Here is an 18,471-nt window from a genome sequence, read left to right as displayed (position 1 = left end):
GATTCGATCAGTGCGCGCCGGACTGTCAAATCGCTTGAGCCGTATGGGTTTTGGCGGGGGCCGCCTGGTCGTCGTCCCCGGTCGACCGGCGGCTCCGGCTTGATGCATATGCTGTGCAAGTGCGTGACCTCAGCATCAAGCCCCGATCCCGGATCCTCAGCTTCAAGCCCCGCTCCCGGATCCTCGCCGCCCTCGCCCTCGTCCCTTGCCTGGCCGGCTGCTTCGCCTCTCCCCAAGGGGCGTCGTCGTCGGACGACGGCCGGTCGGGCTCGCGGCTGCGCGTCGCCCTCGCCTTCCCGCCCGCCGAGAACTTCTCGCCGTACGGGGCCGACGCCACGCTGCTCAGCCGTCTCGGCGTCACCGAGGGCCTGACCGCCCTGGACGCCAACGGCGCCGCGACCCCCGCGCTCGCCTCCTCCTGGCGCCGCGAGAACGACCGCACCTGGCACTTCACCCTGCGCGACGCCACCTTCCAGGACGGCACGGACGTCACCCCCTCCGCCGTGGCCGCCGCCCTCACCCACGCCACGCGCGCGAAGCCCGCGCCCGCCGCCCTCGCCGGCGTCACCCTCAGCGCACGGGCCGACGGCGACCGCGGCCTGCGCGTCACCACCGGAGCCCCCGACCCCGTCCTGCCCCTGCGCCTGTCCAGCCCGAGCCTCGCGATCCTCTCCCCGAAGGCGTACCGGAAGGCGGACCGCCCCGATCCGGTCGGCACCGCCACCGGGCCCTTCGAGCTCACCGAGGCCGACGGCGGCGGCTCCGCCACCCTCGACCGCTACGACGACTACTGGGGCGGCCGCGCCCAGGCCGCCGGCATCGACGCGCGCTTCGTCAAGGACGGCACCGCACGCGCCAACGCCGTACGCACCGGCGACGTCGACATCGCCGAGGCGATCCCCGTCGCCCAGGCCGCCACGCTCGACCGGGACACCCTCAAGGAAGCCGGCACCACCCGGACCACCAGCCTGCAGCTCAACACCAGGACCGGCCCCTTCAAGGACCCGGAGCTGCGCGCCGCCGCCCGCACCGCGATCGACTCCTCCACCCTCGTCAAGGGCGTCTTCGAGGGATACGCCGACCCGGGCGCGGGCATCTTCGGCCCCGCCGTCACCTGGGCCGAGAGCAAGCGGGTGAAGCCGGCCGGACGCGCGAAGCCCGCCCGGCCCGACGGCACGCGGATCACCCTCGCCACCTACGACAACCGGCCCGAACTCCCCGAGGTCGCCCAGGTCGTGCAACAGCAGCTCCAGAAGGCCGGCTTCACGGTGAAACTGGAGGTGCGCGAGTACTCACGCCTGGAGAGCGACGCCCTCGGCGGGAAGTTCGACGCGTTCATCGGCGCCCGCAACAGCCTCCTGGACACCGGCGACCCCGTCGGCATCCTCGCCAGTGACTACACCTGCGACGGCGGCTACAACCTCGCCCTGCTGTGCGACAAGAAGGTCGACCGGGCCGTCGCCGAGGCCGACAGGGCGGACGGCACCGGGGAGCGCCAGGACGCCGCTATGGCCGCGGAGGCCGCCGTCCTCGGTACGGACGCGGTCGTGCCCCTGGCGCACCAGCGGATCATCGCCGGCGTCTCCACCAAGGTCCGGGGCGTGCTCCTCGACCCCTACGAGCGGACCCTGGTCGGGGCCGGAACGCGACGCTGAGCGGCCGGTTCAGGCGGGCAGCCGCGTGTCGGCCACGCAGCTGATCTCGACGAGCTGCCCGGGGAAGGTCAGTTCGGTGACGCCCAGGGCCGTGCTGACCGGGCGGTGGGTGCCGAAGTACGCCCGGTTGCCCTCCGCCACCACCTCGGCGTGGCGCACCAGGTCCACCACGTACAGCGTCTGGGACACGATCTGGTTGCGCGTCACGCCGTAGTGGGCCAGGACCCTGTCGATGTTCACATAGGTCTGCTTGAGCTGGGCGGCGACGTCGTCCGCGGGGTCGAAGCCGCCCGCCTCGTCGAAGGAGAGCTGGCCGGAGACATGGATCAGATCGCCGGACCGGATCGCCTGCGCGTAGCCGAACCGGCCCTCCGCCGGCACACCGTGGTCGTAGACGTCGAGGGTGGTCATGGTTCCCGTCCTTCCGTCGAGCGCGTACCAGCGCTCTCTTGCGGTTACCCGGAAACCGTAGGAGAGTGACGGCCGACCTGGAAGAACGCACTTTTCAGTGACTGGGGAACCAGATGGTGACCAAGCAGTTGAGGGACCTGCCCGAGAACGCGGACCTCCGGCGGGCGGACTCCCTGGCCCGGGAGATCTTCTCCGACGTCGCCAACAAGTGGGCGTTGCTGATCATCGAGGCCCTCGGCGAACGCACCCTGCGCTTCACCGAGTTGCGCGGCGAGGTGGAGGGCGTCAGCCACAAGATGCTGACCCAGAACCTGCGGATGCTGGAGCGCAACGGCCTGGTCGACCGGAAGGTGCACCCCACCGTGCCGCCCAAGGTCGAGTACACCCTGACCGAACCGGGCCGGGCCCTGCGCGCCACGGTCGACGCGATCTGCGGCTGGACCCACCGGTACCTCGGGCACATCGAGTCGGCGCGCGGGCGCTTCGACAGCTGACCGGCCCGGGGCCGCCTACGAGCTGACCGGCCCGGGGCCGCCTACGAGCTGACCGGCCCGGGGTCGCACAACCTGCGAACCCGCTGGGCTCTCAGCCCGCGACCAGCTCCCGCACCTGCCGGGGAGCCGGGGCCTGCTCGACCCGCGAGGTCCGGTACAGCCACAGCACGTCCCGCCCGAACGACCACACCAGCAGGCCCAGCGCCAGGGCCGCGACCCCGAAGTTGGCCGCGTAAGGCAGCAGATCGGCGCCCGCGAGCAGCAGGAGCACGCCCTGCAGCGCGGCGACCGTCTTGCGGGCGGTGCTCGGCGGGAGCGCGGCGGTCAGCCAGGGCCAGACGCGGGCGGCGGCGACGAAGACGTACCGCATGCCGCCGATCAGCAGCACCCACAGGCCCAGTTGCATGGACACGTACACGCTGAGCACGAGGATCAGGAACGCGTCGACCTCCATGTCGAAGCGCGCGCCCAGCGGGGTGGAGGTACCGGTGCGGCGGGCCACCTTGCCGTCGACGCCGTCGAGGATCAGCGCCACCGCCGTCAGCCCGACGAACAGCGACACGGGCGGGGAGCTCTGGAAGGAGTCCGCGACGAGCGCGGTGACCCCGCCGACGAGGGTGGCCCGGCCCAGGGTGACCCGGTTCGCCGCGCCGAAGGAGCGCAGCCGGGAGCGGTGCAGGGCCCGGGAGAGCACCGCCCAGGTGGCGAACGCGAACGCGAGGCCGGTCAGCCAGCCCGCCGGGCCCATCCCGATCGCCGTGCCGATCAGGGCCAGCAGCAGGACCTGCACACCCGCCCCCAGGGCGGTCTCCTGCTGTACGAGCCTCGCGTCGTAAGTGTTGTTCAGGGCCACCGAACACCCTCCGGCCGTGTGACAGAGTCGATCAACGCCGCTACCTTGTGCGCGGCCTGTGCACCCCTCGGTACGCAAGCAGCTTCCCGATCGTTCAGGAGGACTTCGATGAAGCACACCGGACGCGCGTTCTGGATCGACTCGCCTGGGCGAGGCGCGATCCGGGACGTCGAGCTGCCGGAGCCCGGCGAGGGCGAGGTGCTGGTCCGCACGCTGTTCTCCGGAGTCAGCCGCGGCACCGAGACGCTCGTCTTCCGCGGCGGCGTGCCCGTCAGCCAGCACACGGCCATGCGGGCGCCGTTCCAGGAGGGCGACTTCCCGGGCCCGGTGAAGTACGGCTACCTCAACGTCGGGGTGGTGGAGGAGGGGCCCGGGTCGCTCGCCGGCCGTACGGTGTTCTGCCTGTATCCGCACCAGACCCGGTACGTCGTCCCGGCGAGCGCCGTGACGCCCGTCCCGGACACCGTGCCCGCCGAACGGGCCGTGCTCGCCGGGACCGTGGAGACCGCGGTCAACGCCCTGTGGGACGCCGCACCCCTGATCGGCGACCGGATCGCCGTGGTCGGCGGCGGCATGGTCGGCTGCTCGGTCGCCGCCCTGCTCGCGCGCTTCCCCGGCGTCCGCGTCCAGTTGGTCGACGCCGACCCGTCCCGCGCCGAGACCGCCGAGGCGCTCGGCGTCGGCTTCGCCACCCCGCGGGACGCCGACGGCGACTGCGACCTGGTCGTCCACGCCAGCGCCACCGAACAGGGCCTCGCCCGGTCCCTGGAACTCCTCGGCGCCGAGGGCACCGTCGTCGAACTGAGCTGGTACGGCGACCGGAAGGTGAGCCTGCCGCTCGGCGAGGCCTTCCACTCCCGGCGCCTGGCCATCCGCTCCAGCCAGGTCGGCACCGTCTCCCCGGCCCGCCCCGACCGGACCTACGCCGACCGGCTCGCCGTCGCCCTCGACCTGCTCGCCGACCCGGCGCTCGACGCCCTCGTCACCGGCGAGTCCGCCTTCGAGGACCTGCCCGAGGTGCTGCCGGGACTCGCCTCGGGCGAGATCCCCGCCCTGTGCCACCGCGTCCGCTACGACGAGAGCGATTGACACATCGGCTGACGATTCGTTCCATCAGGTACGACATCGGCCATGACAAGAGCGCCTGACCTGAGAAAAGACGTACCCGAGGCTGAACAGGGGAAGGCAGACAGCCGTACTACACGGCATCCCCGGCAGCCATGGCGGGGGAGCAGACGCGCCGCACCTGGAGGGTCGTCCGTTGTTCAGCATCACCGTCCGCGATCACATCATGATCGCCCACAGCTTCCGCGGCGAGGTCTTCGGCCCGGCGCAGCGCCTGCACGGCGCCACGTTCCTGGTGGACGCCACCTTCCGGCGTGAACAGCTGGACGAGGACAACATCGTCGTCGACATCGGGCTGGCCACGCAGGAACTCGGGGCGGTCGTCAGCGAGCTGAACTACCGCAACCTCGACAACGAGCCCGACTTCGCCGGGATCAACACCTCCACGGAGTTCCTCGCCAAGGTCATCGCCGACCGGCTCGCCGAGCGCATCCACAAGGGCGCGCTGGGCGAGGGCGCCAAGGGCATCGCCGGCCTCACCGTCACCCTGCACGAGTCGCACATCGCCTGGGCGAGTTACGAGCGTGCGCTGTGACCGACACGACCATCGAGCGGCCCGAGCAGACCGGACCGGTACCGGCGCGGCTGAACTACGTCCCGGTGCAGCACGCCGCCCTGAGGAACGCCGAGATCATCCCCATGTCCCTGCGCACCGTGCACTTCGTGCTGCCGGGCGGCGTCGACGACCCGGCGACGCCGAGCGGCGGCAACGCCTACGACCGGCGCGTGTGCCTGGACCTGCCCGGCTTCGGCTGGCAGGTGACCAAGCACCCCGTCGCCGGTGACTGGCCCCGGCCGTCGCCGGCCGCCCGCACGGAACTCGCCCGCGCCCTGGCCGGATTGCCGGACGGCGCCGCCGTCCTGCTCGACGGGCTGGTGGCCTGCGGCGTCCCGGAGATCGTGGTGCCGGAGGCGGAACGGCTGCGCATGGCCGTGCTCGTCCACCTCCCGCTCGGCGACGAGACCGGGCTCGAACCGGCGGTCGCCGCCGAACTCGACGCCAAGGAGCGGGCGGTGCTGCGGGCCGTGCCCGCGGTGATCGCCACCAGCGACTGGGCGGTCCGCCGCCTGGTCTCCCACCACGGCCTGCCCCCCGAGCGCGTCCACGTCGCCGCGCCCGGTGCCGACATCGCGCCCCTCGCGCCCGGAACCGACGGTGTGTCGCGGCTGCTGTGCGTGGCCGCCGTGACCCCGCGCAAGGGCCAGCACCGGCTGGTGGAGGCGCTGGCCACGGTGACCGACCTGCCGTGGAGCTGCGTGTGCGTCGGCGGCCTCACCCAGGACCCGGAGTACGTCGCCCATCTGCGGTCCCTCATCCGCGAGCACGGCCTGGAGGACCGGCTGGAGCTGGCGGGCCCGCGGTCCGGCGCCGCGCTCGACGCCACGTACGCCACCGCCGACCTGATGGTCCTCACCTCGTACGCCGAGACGTACGGCATGGCGGTGACCGAGGCGCTGGCCCGCGGCATCCCCGTGCTGGCCACGGACGTCGGCGGCGTGCCCGAGGCGGTCGGACGCGCCCCCGACGGCGGGGTGCCCGGCATCCTCGTCCCGCCGGAGAACCCCGCCGCCATCGCCGCCGAACTGCGCGGCTGGTTCGGCGAGGCCGACGTACGGCGCCGCCTCAAGGCCGCCGCCCGCGGCCGCCGCGCCGCCCTCGACGGCTGGGCGACGACCGCACAGAGCCTGGCGGCGGTATTGCGCCGGCTGCCGACCGAACCCCGGAGGGCCGCATGACGAACCCGGTGACGACCCAGCAGAGCGGCACGATCCCGGCCCAGCCCGGACCGAGGCAGCCCGCCGAGCCCATGAACGGCGTGATCCCCGGCGCGGGCCCCCGCGGCTCGTCCGTGTCGGGACGGGCTGCCGGCGCGGTGGTGGGGGCCGTGGGCTCCGGCGGCTCGTCCGCGACCGTGCAGGCCGGTGGCCCGGTGGTCGCGGGGGCGGGTACCGACGGCACGTCCGCGGCCGTGCCGGCTGCCGCCGGTGCGGTCATCCCGGGCGCCGGGCCCAGTGGCGGGGCAGCGGGAGCGCGGCCCACCGTGAAGCTGCGTGAGGCCGGGCCCGACGATCCGCCCCGCTACGCGCCCGAGTGGCTGGAGCTGCGGGAGCCGGCCGACGCCGCCGCGCGGGCGCACGACCTGCTCGACCCGCTGCGCATCCGGCTCGCCAACCTGCCGGGCAAGTCGGGCGGCGTCGTCATCCACGACCTGGGCTGCGGCACCGGCTCGATGGGCCGCTGGCTCGCCCCCTGCCTGGACGGCGCCCAGCACTGGATCCTGCACGACCGCGACCCCTATCTGCTGCACTTCGCCGCCGTCGCCTCCCCGCGCTCCGCCGCCGACGGCAGCCGGGTCAGCGTGGAGACGCGCCGCGGTGACGTCGCCCGCCTCACCCCGGACGCGCTGCAGGGTGCGTCCCTGGTGACGGCCTCCGCCCTGCTGGACGTCCTCACCCGCGAGGAACTCGACACCCTCGCCGCCGCCTGTGCCGGAGCCGGCTGTCCCGCCCTGCTGACGCTGTCCGTCGCCGGGCGCGTGGAGCTGACCCCGTCGCACCCGCTGGACGCGGAGATCGCCCAGGCGTTCAACGACCACCAGCGCCGCGACGGCCTGCTCGGCCCCGACGCGGTCACGGCGGCGGCCGAGGCGTTCTCCGAACAGGGCGCGACGGTACGCCTGCACCCGAGCCCCTGGCGGCTCGGCCCCGAGCAGGCCGCGCTGACCGAGCAGTGGCTGCGCGGCTGGGTCGGCGCCGCCGTGGAACAGCGCCCCGACCTGCGCGTCCCGGCCGAGGCCTATCTGGCCGAGCGCCTGGCCGCCTGCGCCGCGGGCGAGTTGCGCGTCACCGTCCATCACACCGACCTCCTGGCCCTGTGCCGTCCGGTGGGCGGAGCGTCATGAGCCCGCAGGCGACGGGGACGCGGGCGGCTCCGCGGGGTGTGGTGACTCCGGTGCGCGAACGGCCGACGCCGGCCGGCGCACCGTGGGCGGCAGTGGCGCAGGCGCAGGCGATGGCACCGACGTCGGCTCCGGCCACCGCGTCGGTTCCGGCCACCGGATCGGCACCGGCCACCGGCAACGGCTCGGGACATCCCGCCGGGGCCACCGCCGCCCAAGGCCCCGCGACCGCCGCGGAGTCCGACCGCACCCCGGCCGGCTCCCCGTCGCCCGGCCCCCTCCGTGCGGCCCTCGCCCGGCTCGGCTCCCGGCAGGTCCGCACGCACCTCGGGACCGTCGCCGCAATCGCCATCGTCGCCGTGCTGTTCTGGCGGCTGGGTACGGGCGTCTTCCTGGACGGGCTGCGCCGCATCGACGCGGTGACCCTGCTCCTCGCGCTCGGGATCGGGCTCGTCACCACGGTGTTCAGCGCATGGCGCTGGGCGCTGGTGGCCCGGGGGCTGCGCATCCGGCTGCCGTTCGGCCCGGCCGTCGCCGACTACTACCGCGCGTTGTTCCTCAACGCGGCCCTGCCCGGCGGCGTCCTCGGCGACGTGCACCGGGCCGTGCGGCACGGGCAGAGCGAGGGGGATCTGCGGCGGGGCGTGAAGGCCGTCGTCCTCGAACGGGCCGCCGGGCAGCTCGCGCTGTTCGCCGTCGGGGCCGTGGTCCTGCTGACCATGCCGTCGCCGGTGTTCTCCCAGGCCCGGCACATCGCCCCGCTCGCGGCCCTGGGCGCCCTGGGTGCCGTCGCCGTCGTCCTCGCCCTGCGCATGAACCGGGCGGCACCCTCCGCCCGGGGCCGCAAGCTGCGGGCGACCCTCGCCGAGGCGCGCGAAGGGCTGCTGTCCCGGCGCAACGGGCCCGGGGTGGTCGTCTCCTCCGTGGTCGTCCTGGCAGGGTACGTCGCCATGTTCGTCCTCGCCGCCCGCGTCGCCGGAGCCGCCGCCTCCGTGGCCGTCCTGGTGCCGCTCGCGGTGCTCGCGCTGCTGGCGATGGGGCTGCCGCTGAACGTCGGCGGCTGGGGACCCCGCGAGGGCGTCACCGCCTGGGCGTTCGGCGCCGCCGGTCTCGGCGCAGGCCGGGGACTCGCCGTCGCGGTCGTCTACGGGGTGCTCAGCCTCGTGGCGAGCCTGCCCGGCCTGATCGTGCTCGTCGCCCGCTGGTACGCGGGCCTGCGCGCCGGGCCCCGGGCCGTCGCACCGGCCCCCGGACCCGGCCCCGCACCGGATGTTGACTACCCGTCGGAGGTCAGCAACGAGAAATACGCCCCGAAGGAATCCGCCAGGCTCGCCAGGAGTTCCTTCCCCTTTTCCGCCGAACCCAGCGAAGCACGGCCGATGACACCGGAATCGGTATAGCCGGACATGCCGAGGGTGAGCAGATGACGCCGGTCGTCGGCAACGAAATCGGAGGTCTCATAACCGGGTCGGAGCATTTCGGGATGAGCGTGCAGAAGGATGGAGGTTTCTATTTCCCCCGCGTGCATGTCGGTGAGCAGCGAGGTGACCACACCCGCCCGCTCCCGCGCCGCCTCCCAGTCCTCGGGGGCCGGGAAGAGCGCCATCCGCTCGCCGCGGGCGGAGGACTCCTGAACGACATTGCCCAGCACGTAGTTCCCGCCGTGCCCGTTGACCACCACCAGGGCGTCGACACCGGACCGGCGGAGCGAATCCGCTATGTCCCGTACCACCGCATGAAGGGTCACCGAGGAGATGCTGACGGTCCCCGGCCAGGCCGCGTGCTCGTGCGAGCACGAGATCGTCACCGGAGGAAGGAGGTGCACCGGGTACGCGCCGGCTATCTCCCGCGCGACGGCACAGGCCACCAGCGTGTCGGTCGCCAGCGGAAGGAACGGACCGTGCTGCTCGAAGCTCCCCACGGGAAGCACCGCGACCTGCCGTGAGACACCGGCGCCTCGCGTCCGTATGTCTTCCGTGGTGTCCGCCGGTACCAGATCACTCATAACTCCACGGCCTTTCGTCTCTGCTTAGGAACTCGAGAATCATGACAGAAAAAATTGGCGTACTCGGCAAGAAGTCCCCGCAGCGGACCGGCGTGGAACGCGTCGTCAATGCCCCTCTGCCCACCGTGTACGGGAAATTCCAGGCGGTCGGCTACCTGGACCACGACCGCGGTGACGAACAGGTGGCGCTGGTCTACGGCGAGATCGGCGCGGAGGACGTCCTCATCCGGCTGCACTCCGAGTGCCTGACGGGCGACGCCTTCGGCTCCCAGCACTGCGAGTGCGGCGACCAGCTCGACGCCGCCCTGCGCGCGGTCGTCGCCGAGGGCGCCGGTGTCGTCGTCTACCTCAGAGGGCATGAAGGCCGCGGCATCGGCCTGCTCGCCAAGCTGCGCGCGATGGCCCTGCAGGCGGAGGGCCTGGACACCGTCGAGGCCAACCTCGCCCTCGGCCTGCCGGTCGACGCCCGCGACTACGGCGTGGCCGCCCGGATCCTGGAGGACCTGGGCGTGAACTCCGTCCGCCTGATGTCCAACAACCCGCGCAAGCGCGAGGCCCTGGTGAACCACGGCATCCGGGTCGCCGAGCAGGTGCCGCTGCTGATCCCGCCGTGCGAGAACAACATCACCTACCTGCGCACCAAGCGGGAGCGCCTCGACCACCACCTGCCCCACCTGGACGCGGTGGTCAGCTCCTCCTGAAGGCGCCGGCCCCGCAGCGGCTGGTTCCGGTCCTCCGCGACGTGACCTGGGCGAATCCGTGCGCGACCCGTGGGCGGGCCGCGTACGCTTCGTGGACGTCCGCCCCTTGAGCGTCGGCCCCGCAGCGGCCGACGCCTCACGTCCGGAGGCCCACCTGGTATGACCGAGCTCCATCTGTGGCTGCGCCACGAGGCCCGAACGACCGAGCGACGCACTCCGGTCGTTCCCGACGACGCCCGGCGCCTCGTCGAGAACGGAGTGGAACTGACCGTCGAGGAGTCCCCGCAGCGGATCTTCCCGATCGAGGAGTACCAGGCGGCCGGCTGCCGCGTCGCCCCCGCGGGCTCCTGGGTGACGGCGCCGCCGGACGCCGTCGTGCTCGGCCTGAAGGAACTGCCCGACGAGCCCGCCGAACTGACCCACCGGCACATCTTTTTCGGCCACGCCTACAAGGGCCAGCCGGGAGCGGCCGGCCTGTTGCGCCGGTTCGCCGCCGGGGGCGGGGCGCTGTTCGACCTGGAGTACCTGGTCGACGACACCGGACGGCGCCTCGCCGCCTTCGGCTTCTGGGCCGGCTACCTGGGCGCGGCCCTGGCGGTCCTGCAGCACCGGGGCCGGCTGCGGGCGCCGCTCGTGCCCACCACCAAGGACGAACTCGACGAGACCCTCAAGCCCGCCGACACCGACGCCGACTTCACCGGCCTGGTCATCGGCGCCCTGGGACGCAGCGGCCGCGGCGCCCGCGTGGCCTTCGCCGCCGCCGGTGTGGACCCGACCTGCTGGGACCTCGCCGAGACCCGCGACCTGGACCGCGCCGCCCTGCTGCGGCACGACGTGATGGTGAACGCGGTGCTCGCCACCAGCCCCGTCCCGCCCTTCCTGCGCGAGCGGGACCTCGACACCCCGGACCGCCGCCTGCGCACCCTGTGCGACGTGACCTGTGACGTCGGCTCGCCGCTCAACGTCCTGCCGGTGTACGACGACACCACCGACTGGGAGGCGCCGGTCCGCCGGCTGCGCGCGGAACCCCCGCTCGACCTGATCGCCATCGACAACCTGCCGTCCCTGCTGCCGCTGGAGTCCAGCGCCGACTTCTCGGCCGCGCTGCTGCCCCACCTGCTGGACTTCGGTGTCGCCGGGGCGTGGGCGCGCTGCCTGGACCGGTTCCGCCAGGCGTTTCGTGAACACGGTCTCGACGAGGGGGAGTCCCTTGACCACTGACCCGGTACCCGCGAGCGGCACGGTCCACTGGATCGGCGCCGGACTGTCCACCGGCAGCGGCCTGGCCGCACTGTGCGACACCGCCGAGCGCGTCCGGCTCTGGCACCGCACCGAGAGCCGCGCCGCCGACGCCCTCGACCGGCTGGGCCTGGCCGGACGGGCCGAGCCCCGCGCCTACACGCTGTCCGCGCTCGCCGCCGAACTGGCGCCCGGCGACGTCGTCGTGTCGATGCTGCCCGCGCCGGAACACGCCCCGCTGCTCGCCGAGTGCGTACGGCTGGGCGCGCACTTCGCGTGCTCCAGCTATGTGTCCGAGGCGGTGCTGGAGCAGGTGCCCGCCGCCGAGAAGGCCGGGGTGGTCGTCCTCACCGAGTCCGGGCTCGACCCGGGCATCGACCACCTCTTCGCGCACGCCCTCGTCGCCCGGGCCCGGGAGGCCGTCGGCGACGCCACGCCCGCCTCGTACACCCTCACCTCGTACTGCGGCGGCGTCCCCGCCGTCCCGAACGACTTCACCTACCGCTTCAGCTGGGCACCGGCGGGCGTCCTCAACGCCCTGCGCTCCCCGGCCCGTTACATCGACCAAGGCGCCGAGACCGTCGCCGAACGCCCCTGGGAGGCGACCCGGCGGCACGTCGTCGACGGGGAGACCTTCGAGGTGTACCCCAACCGCGACAGCGTCCCGTTCGTCGCCCAGTACGGTCTTCCGGACGCCTGGACACCGCGCACCTTCGTGCGCGGCACCCTGCGCCTCGAGGGCTGGCTGCGCGCCTGGGACGCCGTCTTCGAGGAGCTGAAGACCGGCGACGACGCCCGGATCACGGCCCTGGCCGGGGAACTGGCCGCCGCCCATCCCACCACGGACGACGACCGCGACCGGGTCGTGCTCGCCGTGTCCCTGGAGGTGCGGGCCGAGACGGGAGCGACCTGGACGGGCGGCTACCTCCTCGACCTGGTGGGCGACGCCGAGGAGAGCGCGATGGCCCGCTGCGTCTCGCGCACCCTCGCCCTGGGCGTCCGGCACGTCCTGGACGGCTCCCTGCCGGCGGGCCTGAACCGCGCCGCCGAGACGGCCGGCCGGTCCGAGCAGTGGCTGCGTGAACTCGCCCGGGACGGAATCGAGTTCACGCTCCGCGTCGACCGCTGAGCGGTGTCCGGCCGGACAGGGCCTCGTGGACCAGCCGCTTGAGGTCCTTGAAGACCGTGTGCGAGGTCCTGGGCCGCACCTGCGTCATGAACTGCACCGTCAGGTCGCGGCCCGGGTCCACCCAGAACGTCGTCGTGGCCACCCCGCTCCAGCCGTAGGCGCCGAGTCCGGACGGCACCTGCGTGCGGGACGGGTCGATCACCACGGAGCAGTTGAGGCCGAAGCCGACGCCTTCGTTGCCGGGCTCGTCGTGGGCGGGACGGCTGCCGAAGCTGCGCAGATCGGCGCCGCCGGGCAGGTGGTTGCGGGTCATCAGGTCCACCGTCTCCGGGGCGAGCAGCCGGACCCCGTCCACCTCGCCCCGGCGGCGCAGCAGTTCCATGAAGCGGTGGTAGTCGTGGGCGGAGCACACCATGCCGCCGCTGCCCGACAGGAACCGCGGGCGGCCCCGCAGCGGCAGCCCCGGGATCGGCTCGATGCCGCCGCCGCCCTCCTTCTCCCCGTACATCTCGGACAGCCGGGGCGCCTGCTCGTCCGTGACGTGGAAACCCGCGTCGGTCATGCCGAGCGGCGTGAAGATCCGCTCGGCGAAGAACGCGTCGAGCGGCTGTCCGGACACCACCTCGATCACCCGGCCCAGGACATTGCTGGCGACCGAGTAGTTCCACTCGGTGCCCGGCTCGAACTGCAGCGGCAGGCTCGCGTAGACCTCGACGGTCTCGGCGAGGTCCGCGCCCGGCGGCACCGACGACTCCAGGCCGGCCGCGCGGTACAGGGCGTCGACGGGGTGGGTGTGGTAGAAGCCGAAGGTCAGGCCCGAGGTGTGGGTCAGCAGGTGCCGGACGAGTATCGGGCCGGCGGCCGGGCGGGTCTTCACCTCGGACCCGGAGCCGCTCACGTACACCCGCGGGTCGGCGAAGACCGGCAGGTGGTCGGCGACCGGGTCGTCCAGTGACAGCCGGCCCTCCTCCACCAGCAGCAGCGCGGCGACCGCGGTGACCGGCTTCGTCATGGAGTAGACCCGCCACAGCGTGTCGCGCTCGACGGGAAGCCCGGCCGCGATGTCGCGCAGGCCGTGCGTGGTGAGGTGGGCGACGCGTCCGCCGCGGGCGACGGACACGAGGAAGCCCGGCAGCCGCCCCGCCTCGACCAGGCCGGCGAAGTGCCGGTCCAGGCGGCCCAGCGCCTCCGGGTCCAGCCCCGCCTCACCCGGATCCGCCTCTTGTCGCAGCTGTGCCATCGCTCTTCCTCCATCGCGCTCGTCGAGGTGAGATCCGGCATACCCCGCCCGGACCGCCTCCGATCCCATCCTCGTCCAGGAACCCTTCGTGATCGCGCAGGAACAGGTGAGCGAGTGTCATCGGCGCGGAACGGCGATTGATAGGCAAGTCGTCACTTGCCTATCGTGGGGGTCATGGCGGAGGATGTCTTCAAGGCCCTGGCCGACCCCACGCGTCGGCGCATCCTGGACGAGCTGGTGGAGCGGGACGGGCAGAGCCTGTTCGAGATCTGCACCCGGCTGGTGACCAAGCACGGCCTGGGGCTGTCCCGCCAGGCGATCAGCCAGCATCTGGCGGTACTGGAGTCGGCGGGTCTCGTGGTGACCCGGCGCGAGGGCCGCTACAAGTTCCACGACCTGAACACCGAGCCCCTCGAGCGCATCATGACCCGATGGCTCAGGCCCGACCCACCGGAGGACACCCCATGAGGATCCACATCACCAGCGTCTTCGTCGACGACCAGGAGAAGGCCCTGCGCTTCTACACGGACGTGCTGGGCTTCGTGAAGAAGCACGACGTTCCGGTGGGCACGGACCGGTGGCTGACCGTGGTCTCACCGGAGGACCCCGACGGCACGGAACTGCTCCTGGAGCCCTCCGGTCACCCCGCGGTCCCGCCCTACAAGACGGCCCTCGTCGAGGACGGCATCCCGGCCGCGTCCTTCGCCGTGGACGACGTCCCGGCGGAGTTCGAGCGGCTGCGCGGCCTGGGCGTCACGTTCACCCAGGAGCCGCTGGAGATGGGCCCGATCACCGCGGCGGTGCTGGACGACACGTGCGGCAATCTGATCCAGATCGTGCACACGAAGGCCTAGTCTCCAGGGCCCGCGACCCGCGACCCGCGACCCAGGACCCAGGACCCGGGGCCCAGGACCGATGGCCGATGCCAGGCGGGGGCCGGCCTCCTAGGCTGCGGGGGGATCGCCGCCGCAGATCCGCCGCAGATCCGCCGCAGCTCAGGACGCCACGAGACGAGGTCGCCATGCCCGTGAACGGTCGCAGCCACATCCGGATCGCCCGCCCCTCCCGGGACCTGGCGGCGGCCGAGCGCTTCTGGCGCGAGGGACTCGGGCTCAGCGTCGTGTGGCGGTCCGGGGGCGGAGCCGAACCGGGCCGGCACGACCTGCTGATGCTCGGCTGGCCCGATGCCGACTGGCACCTGGAACTCGTGCACGAGCCGGCCCGGCCGGTCGAGCCCCGCCCCACGGAGGAGGACCTGCTGGTGATCTACGCCGACGACCCCGTCCCGGACGGTCTGGTCACCCGCCTGGAGGAGCACGGCGGCAAGCGGGTGGAGTCCCCCAACCCGTACTGGAACGAGTGGGGAGTCACCGTAGAGGACCCCGACGGCTACCGCCTGGTCCTGTGCCGCCGGGCCTGGTCCAACAGCTGAGTGCCGCCCAGGGGCGTGGGGCCCGCGCGACCAGGCCCCACGCCCCGCCCCCGGCGACAACGACGATCAGACCGTCACCTTGTCGGGCCGGACCGCACCCGCGGTGGCGCGTTCGCCCAGTGCCTCGGTGGGCATCCTGTGGGTCTCCCGCGCCGACACCGCGGCCACCACCGGCGGGACGCACAGCGCCGCGGTGAACAGCGCCACCGCCGACCAGTCGTCCCCGCCCGGCCCCGCGATCTGCGCCGCGAACGTCACCGCGAACCCGGCCGCCGCGAACCCGATCTGTGTGCCGATGGCCACGCCGCTCAGCCGCACGCGGGTCGCGAACATCTCGCCGTAGAAGGCCGGCCACACCCCGTTCGCGGCGCTGTACACCACGCCGAAGCAGAGCACGCCGGTCAGGAAGGTCAGCGGGTAGGAGCCCGTGGAGACCGCCCACAGGTACAGGAACATCGTCACCGCGCTGCCCACCGCGCCGATCAGGAACACCGGGCGGCGGCCGATCCGGTCCGACAGCGTGGCCCACAGCGGGATCGCGGCCAGTGCGACGACGTTGGCCAGGGCGCCCACCCACAGCATCGCCGTGCGGGACATGCCGACCGCGTCGCTCGTGGCGTACGCCAGCGCCCACACCGTGAAGATCGTGCTGACCGAGGCGATGAGCGCGCCCGCGATCACCCGCAGCACGTCCGCCCAGTGCTCGCGCAGCAGCACCAGGAGCGGCATTTTCACGACACCCTCCGCGGCGGCCTGCCGGGCGAAGGCCGGGGTCTCGTCCAGCTTGCGCCGGATGACGTAACCGGCGACGGCGACCGCGACGCTCAGCCAGAACGGCACCCGCCAGCCCCAGGACAGCAACTGCTCCTCGGGCAGCGCGGCGACCGGGATGAAGACCAGCGTGGCCAGCAGCTGCCCGCCCTGGGTGCCGCTGAGGGTGAAGCTGGTGAAGAAGCCACGCCGGTCCGGTGGCGCGTGTTCCAGCGTCATGGAGTTGGCGCTGGCCTGCTCGCCCGCCGCCGAGATGCCCTGCAGCACCCGGCAGAGCACCAGCAGCACCGGGGCGAACGTGCCGACCTGCTCCCTGGTCGGCAGACAGCCGATGAGGAACGTCGACAGGCCCATCAGCATCAGCGTGAAGACCATGATCTTCTTGCGGCCGAGCCGGTCCCCGAAGTGGCCGAGGACCAGCGCGCCGACCGGGCGGGCGGCGTACGCGACGCCGAACGTGGCCAGCGACAGCAGGGTGGCCGTGGCCGGGTCGGACTCGTCGAAGAAGACCTCGGGGAAGATCAGCGCGGCGGCGCTGCCGTAGATGAAGAAGTCGTAGTACTCCAGGGCGCTGCCGATCCACGCGGCGGTGGCGGCTTTCCTGGGCTGGCCGGGAGGGGCGGCGGCCCCTTCGGGCATGGCGGGGACGGACACGGCGGCTCCTTAGGGGGCTCCACCCTAGGCGGAGCGGGGATGCGAGGTGAGCTGAGGGGGCGGGCCGGATCGCGGCTAATTAACCCACTGGGTAGTTAGTAGGGGATGGCCAGTGATGCTGCGCCCGAGTGCCGCCGGTGTCAAGGGGTCGCGCGCCCGGCGTTCAGTCCGCCGCGCGCTCCGCCGTCAGGTACGCGATCACCATGTCGCCCAGCATGGTGCGGTAGTGCGCGCGCTGCGCCGGGTCGAGCAGGTCGCGGCCGAACAGGGCGCCGAAGGTGTGCCGGTTGGAGACCCGGAAGAAGCAGAAGGAGGAGATCATCGCGTGCAGGTCGACGGCGTCGACGTCGGCCGTGAACAGGCCCGACTCCTGGCCCGACGCCAGGATCCGGCGGATGACGTCCAGGGCCGGGGAGCCGATCTTCCCGAGCTTCTCGGAGCCGGCGATGTGGTGCGCCTCGTGGATGTTCTCGATGCTGACCAGGCGGATGAAGTCCGGGTGCTGCTCGTGGTGGTCGAAGGTCAGCTCGGCCAGGCGGCGGATGGCCGCCACGGGGTCGAGGTGGTCGACGTCGAGCTGCTGCTCGGCCCGGCGGATCACGCCGTACGCCCGCTCCAGCACGGCCGTGAACAGTTGCTCCTTGCCGCCGAAGTAGTAGTAGATCATCCGCTTCGTGGTGCGGGTGCGGGCGGCGATCTCGTCGACCCGGGCCCCGTCGTAGCCGGCCCGGGCGAACTCCTGCGTGGCGACGTCGAGGATCTCGGCCCGGGTGCGGGCGGCGTCACGGATGCGCTCGCCGGGACGTGCCGGTTCTTCGACGCTGGTCATCAGGTTCCTTCGGGCGGAGGGGCCGGTGCCGGTGATTGTAGAAGCAGGGGCCCGTCCGCCCACGGGGTCTTCCCGAGGCCGCGCTCGGCTGATATAGCTAACGTACTAGTTCGTACATTAGCGAGCCGCTCGGGAGGCGCGCGTGCCCAAGGACTCCTACCTCGTCGGCCTGATCGGTTCCGGCATCGGTCCGTCGCTCAGCCCGGCGCTGCACGAGAGAGAGGCCGACCGCCAGGGCCTGCGCCTGCTGTACCGGCTCATCGACATCGACACCCTCGGTGTGCCGCCCGAGGCGGTGGGCGATCTGCTGCGGGCCGCCCGCGACCTGGGCTTCGACGGGCTCAACATCACGCACCCGTGCAAGCAGCTCGTCCTGGAGCACCTGGACGCCCTCGCCCCGCAGGCGGAGGCGCTGGGCGCGGTCAACACGGTCGTCTTCGAGGACGGCCGGGCCGTCGGCCACAACACGGACGTCACCGGCTTCGCCGCGTCCTTCGCGCGCGGGCTGCCCGACGCGCCGCTGGAGCGGGTGGTGCAACTGGGCGCCGGCGGTGCGGGCGCGGCCGTCGCCCACGCCCTGCTCACCCTCGGCGCCGGGCACATCACCGTCGTCGACGCCCTGCCCGAGCGGGCCGCCGCGCTCGCCGGCTCCCTGAACCGCGCCTTCGGCCAAGGCCGCGCGGCCGCCGCGCCCCCCGACCGGCAGGCCGACCTGCTCGCACCCGCCGACGGCATCGTCCACGCCACGCCCACCGGCATGGCCGCCCACCCCGGGCTGCCGCTGCCCGCCGGACTGCTCCACCCGGGGCTGTGGGTCGCCGAGGTGGTCTACCGCCCGCTGGAGACCGAACTGCTGCGCACCGCCCGCGCGCTGGGCTGCGCCACCCTCGACGGCGGCGGCATGGCCGCTTTCCAGGCCGCCGACGCGTTCCGCCTCTTCACCGGGCGGGAACCCGACGCCCCGCGCATGCTGGCGGACCTGACGCGGCTGGCCGGGGCCGTGGGCGCACGGAACTAGGAAGGGACACCGACG

General features: G+C 73.1%; 19 protein-coding genes and 1 pseudogene. 14 read left to right on the top strand and 6 right to left on the bottom strand.

The annotated features are described in order from the left end of the window. The first annotated feature begins 119 nt into the window (after positions 1-119). The gene (locus ABZ948_RS12890) at positions 120-1,655 is read left to right on the top strand and encodes an ABC transporter substrate-binding protein (RefSeq protein WP_359758952.1); all 1,536 of its coding nucleotides are present in this window, start codon (positions 120-122) and stop codon (positions 1,653-1,655) included. 9 nt (positions 1,656-1,664) lie between these two features. Here the strand turns inward: ABZ948_RS12890 and ABZ948_RS12885 are convergent, their stop codons facing one another. Beyond that, on the bottom strand, positions 1,665-2,066 hold the full coding sequence (locus ABZ948_RS12885) for a RidA family protein (RefSeq protein ID WP_359758951.1): 402 nt from the start codon (positions 2,064-2,066) through the stop codon (positions 1,665-1,667). A 113-nt stretch (positions 2,067-2,179) separates the two neighbouring features. On the opposite strand from ABZ948_RS12885, the gene ABZ948_RS12880 reads away from it, so the two are divergent. After that, complete coding sequence (locus tag ABZ948_RS12880; protein ID WP_359758950.1) at positions 2,180-2,560, top strand: winged helix-turn-helix transcriptional regulator; 381 nt, start codon at positions 2,180-2,182, stop codon at positions 2,558-2,560. A 91-nt stretch (positions 2,561-2,651) separates the two neighbouring features. Here ABZ948_RS12880 and ABZ948_RS12875 read toward each other — a convergent pair whose 3' ends face one another. Further along, complete coding sequence (locus ABZ948_RS12875; protein ID WP_359758949.1) at positions 2,652-3,413, bottom strand: CDP-alcohol phosphatidyltransferase family protein; 762 nt, start codon at positions 3,411-3,413, stop codon at positions 2,652-2,654. A gap of 108 nt (positions 3,414-3,521) precedes the next feature. On the opposite strand from ABZ948_RS12875, the gene ABZ948_RS12870 reads away from it, so the two are divergent. The 5 genes and pseudogenes from ABZ948_RS12870 to ABZ948_RS12850 form a co-directional block, all read left to right on the top strand. After that, a complete protein-coding gene (locus ABZ948_RS12870) occupies positions 3,522-4,502 on the top strand; it encodes a zinc-dependent alcohol dehydrogenase (RefSeq protein ID WP_359758948.1) in 981 nt (326 codons plus the stop codon). A gap of 172 nt (positions 4,503-4,674) precedes the next feature. Further along, on the top strand, positions 4,675-5,073 hold the full coding sequence (locus ABZ948_RS12865) for a 6-pyruvoyl trahydropterin synthase family protein (protein WP_031118546.1): 399 nt from the start codon (positions 4,675-4,677) through the stop codon (positions 5,071-5,073). Then, positions 5,070-6,275 carry a glycosyltransferase family 4 protein gene (locus ABZ948_RS12860; RefSeq protein ID WP_359758947.1) on the top strand — a complete coding sequence of 402 codons (1,206 nt, stop codon included), beginning with the start codon at positions 5,070-5,072 and terminating at the stop codon, positions 6,273-6,275. Before ABZ948_RS12865 ends, ABZ948_RS12860 begins: the two co-directional genes overlap by 4 nt. Further along, positions 6,272-7,441 (top strand): class I SAM-dependent methyltransferase, encoded by a 1,170-nt coding sequence (locus ABZ948_RS12855; RefSeq protein WP_359758946.1) that lies wholly within the window; start codon positions 6,272-6,274, stop codon positions 7,439-7,441. Before ABZ948_RS12860 ends, ABZ948_RS12855 begins: the two co-directional genes overlap by 4 nt. Next, a pseudogene (locus ABZ948_RS12850) lies at positions 7,438-8,556 on the top strand (lysylphosphatidylglycerol synthase transmembrane domain-containing protein); the annotation flags it as partial. The gene ABZ948_RS12855 and the pseudogene ABZ948_RS12850, both read left to right, overlap by 4 nt. Before the next feature lie 158 nt (positions 8,557-8,714). Here the strand turns inward: ABZ948_RS12850 and ABZ948_RS12845 are convergent. Further along, complete coding sequence (locus tag ABZ948_RS12845) at positions 8,715-9,443, bottom strand: creatininase family protein (RefSeq protein ID WP_114256432.1); 729 nt, start codon at positions 9,441-9,443, stop codon at positions 8,715-8,717. Between the two features lie 41 nt (positions 9,444-9,484). Here ABZ948_RS12845 and ribA point away from each other — a divergent pair, with 41 nt between their 5' ends. The 3 genes from ribA to ABZ948_RS12830 all read left to right on the top strand — a co-directional run bounded on the left by ribA (position 9,485) and on the right by ABZ948_RS12830 (position 12,512). After that, positions 9,485-10,144, top strand: a complete 660-nt coding sequence (ribA, locus tag ABZ948_RS12840; protein ID WP_359758945.1) for a GTP cyclohydrolase II — start codon at positions 9,485-9,487, stop codon at positions 10,142-10,144. A gap of 159 nt (positions 10,145-10,303) precedes the next feature. After that, positions 10,304-11,365 carry a saccharopine dehydrogenase gene (locus ABZ948_RS12835; protein ID WP_359758944.1) on the top strand — a complete coding sequence of 354 codons (1,062 nt, stop codon included), beginning with the start codon at positions 10,304-10,306 and terminating at the stop codon, positions 11,363-11,365. Then, complete coding sequence (locus tag ABZ948_RS12830) at positions 11,355-12,512, top strand: saccharopine dehydrogenase family protein (RefSeq protein WP_359758943.1); 1,158 nt, start codon at positions 11,355-11,357, stop codon at positions 12,510-12,512. The genes ABZ948_RS12835 and ABZ948_RS12830 overlap by 11 nt, the downstream gene beginning before the upstream one ends. On the opposite strand, the gene ABZ948_RS12825 is transcribed toward ABZ948_RS12830, so the two are convergent. After that, entirely contained in the window at positions 12,490-13,752 is a 1,263-nt protein-coding gene (locus ABZ948_RS12825; RefSeq protein WP_359758942.1) for a serine hydrolase domain-containing protein, read from the bottom strand. The genes ABZ948_RS12830 and ABZ948_RS12825 overlap by 23 nt on opposite strands. Before the next feature lie 174 nt (positions 13,753-13,926). Between ABZ948_RS12825 and ABZ948_RS12820 the strand changes: the two genes are divergently transcribed. The 3 genes from ABZ948_RS12820 to ABZ948_RS12810 all read left to right on the top strand — a co-directional run bounded on the left by ABZ948_RS12820 (position 13,927) and on the right by ABZ948_RS12810 (position 15,184). Then, positions 13,927-14,220: an ArsR/SmtB family transcription factor gene (locus ABZ948_RS12820; protein ID WP_114256437.1), complete on the top strand. Its 294-nt coding sequence runs from the start codon at positions 13,927-13,929 to the stop codon at positions 14,218-14,220. Next, the gene (locus ABZ948_RS12815) at positions 14,217-14,606 is read left to right on the top strand and encodes a VOC family protein (protein ID WP_359758941.1); all 390 of its coding nucleotides are present in this window, start codon (positions 14,217-14,219) and stop codon (positions 14,604-14,606) included. Before ABZ948_RS12820 ends, ABZ948_RS12815 begins: the two co-directional genes overlap by 4 nt. A 167-nt stretch (positions 14,607-14,773) precedes the next feature. Further along, on the top strand, positions 14,774-15,184 hold the full coding sequence (locus ABZ948_RS12810) for a VOC family protein (RefSeq protein WP_359758940.1): 411 nt from the start codon (positions 14,774-14,776) through the stop codon (positions 15,182-15,184). Positions 15,185-15,250: 66 nt separating this feature from the next. Here the strand turns inward: ABZ948_RS12810 and ABZ948_RS12805 are convergent, their stop codons facing one another. After that, entirely contained in the window at positions 15,251-16,609 is a 1,359-nt protein-coding gene (locus tag ABZ948_RS12805; RefSeq protein ID WP_359758939.1) for an MFS transporter, read from the bottom strand. A gap of 163 nt (positions 16,610-16,772) precedes the next feature. Next, positions 16,773-17,438, bottom strand: a complete 666-nt coding sequence (locus tag ABZ948_RS12800) for a TetR/AcrR family transcriptional regulator (RefSeq protein ID WP_031118560.1) — start codon at positions 17,436-17,438, stop codon at positions 16,773-16,775. A gap of 142 nt (positions 17,439-17,580) precedes the next feature. Between ABZ948_RS12800 and ABZ948_RS12795 the strand changes: the two genes are divergently transcribed. After that, positions 17,581-18,456 carry a shikimate dehydrogenase gene (locus tag ABZ948_RS12795; protein WP_359758938.1) on the top strand — a complete coding sequence of 292 codons (876 nt, stop codon included), beginning with the start codon at positions 17,581-17,583 and terminating at the stop codon, positions 18,454-18,456. Positions 18,457-18,471: the final 15 nt, after the last annotated feature.

This window comes from Streptomyces olindensis (genome assembly GCF_040645895.1).
Taxonomy (GTDB): Bacteria; Actinomycetota; Actinomycetes; order Streptomycetales; family Streptomycetaceae; genus Streptomyces; species Streptomyces olindensis.
This window is presented reverse-complemented; position numbering and strand designations above follow the sequence as displayed.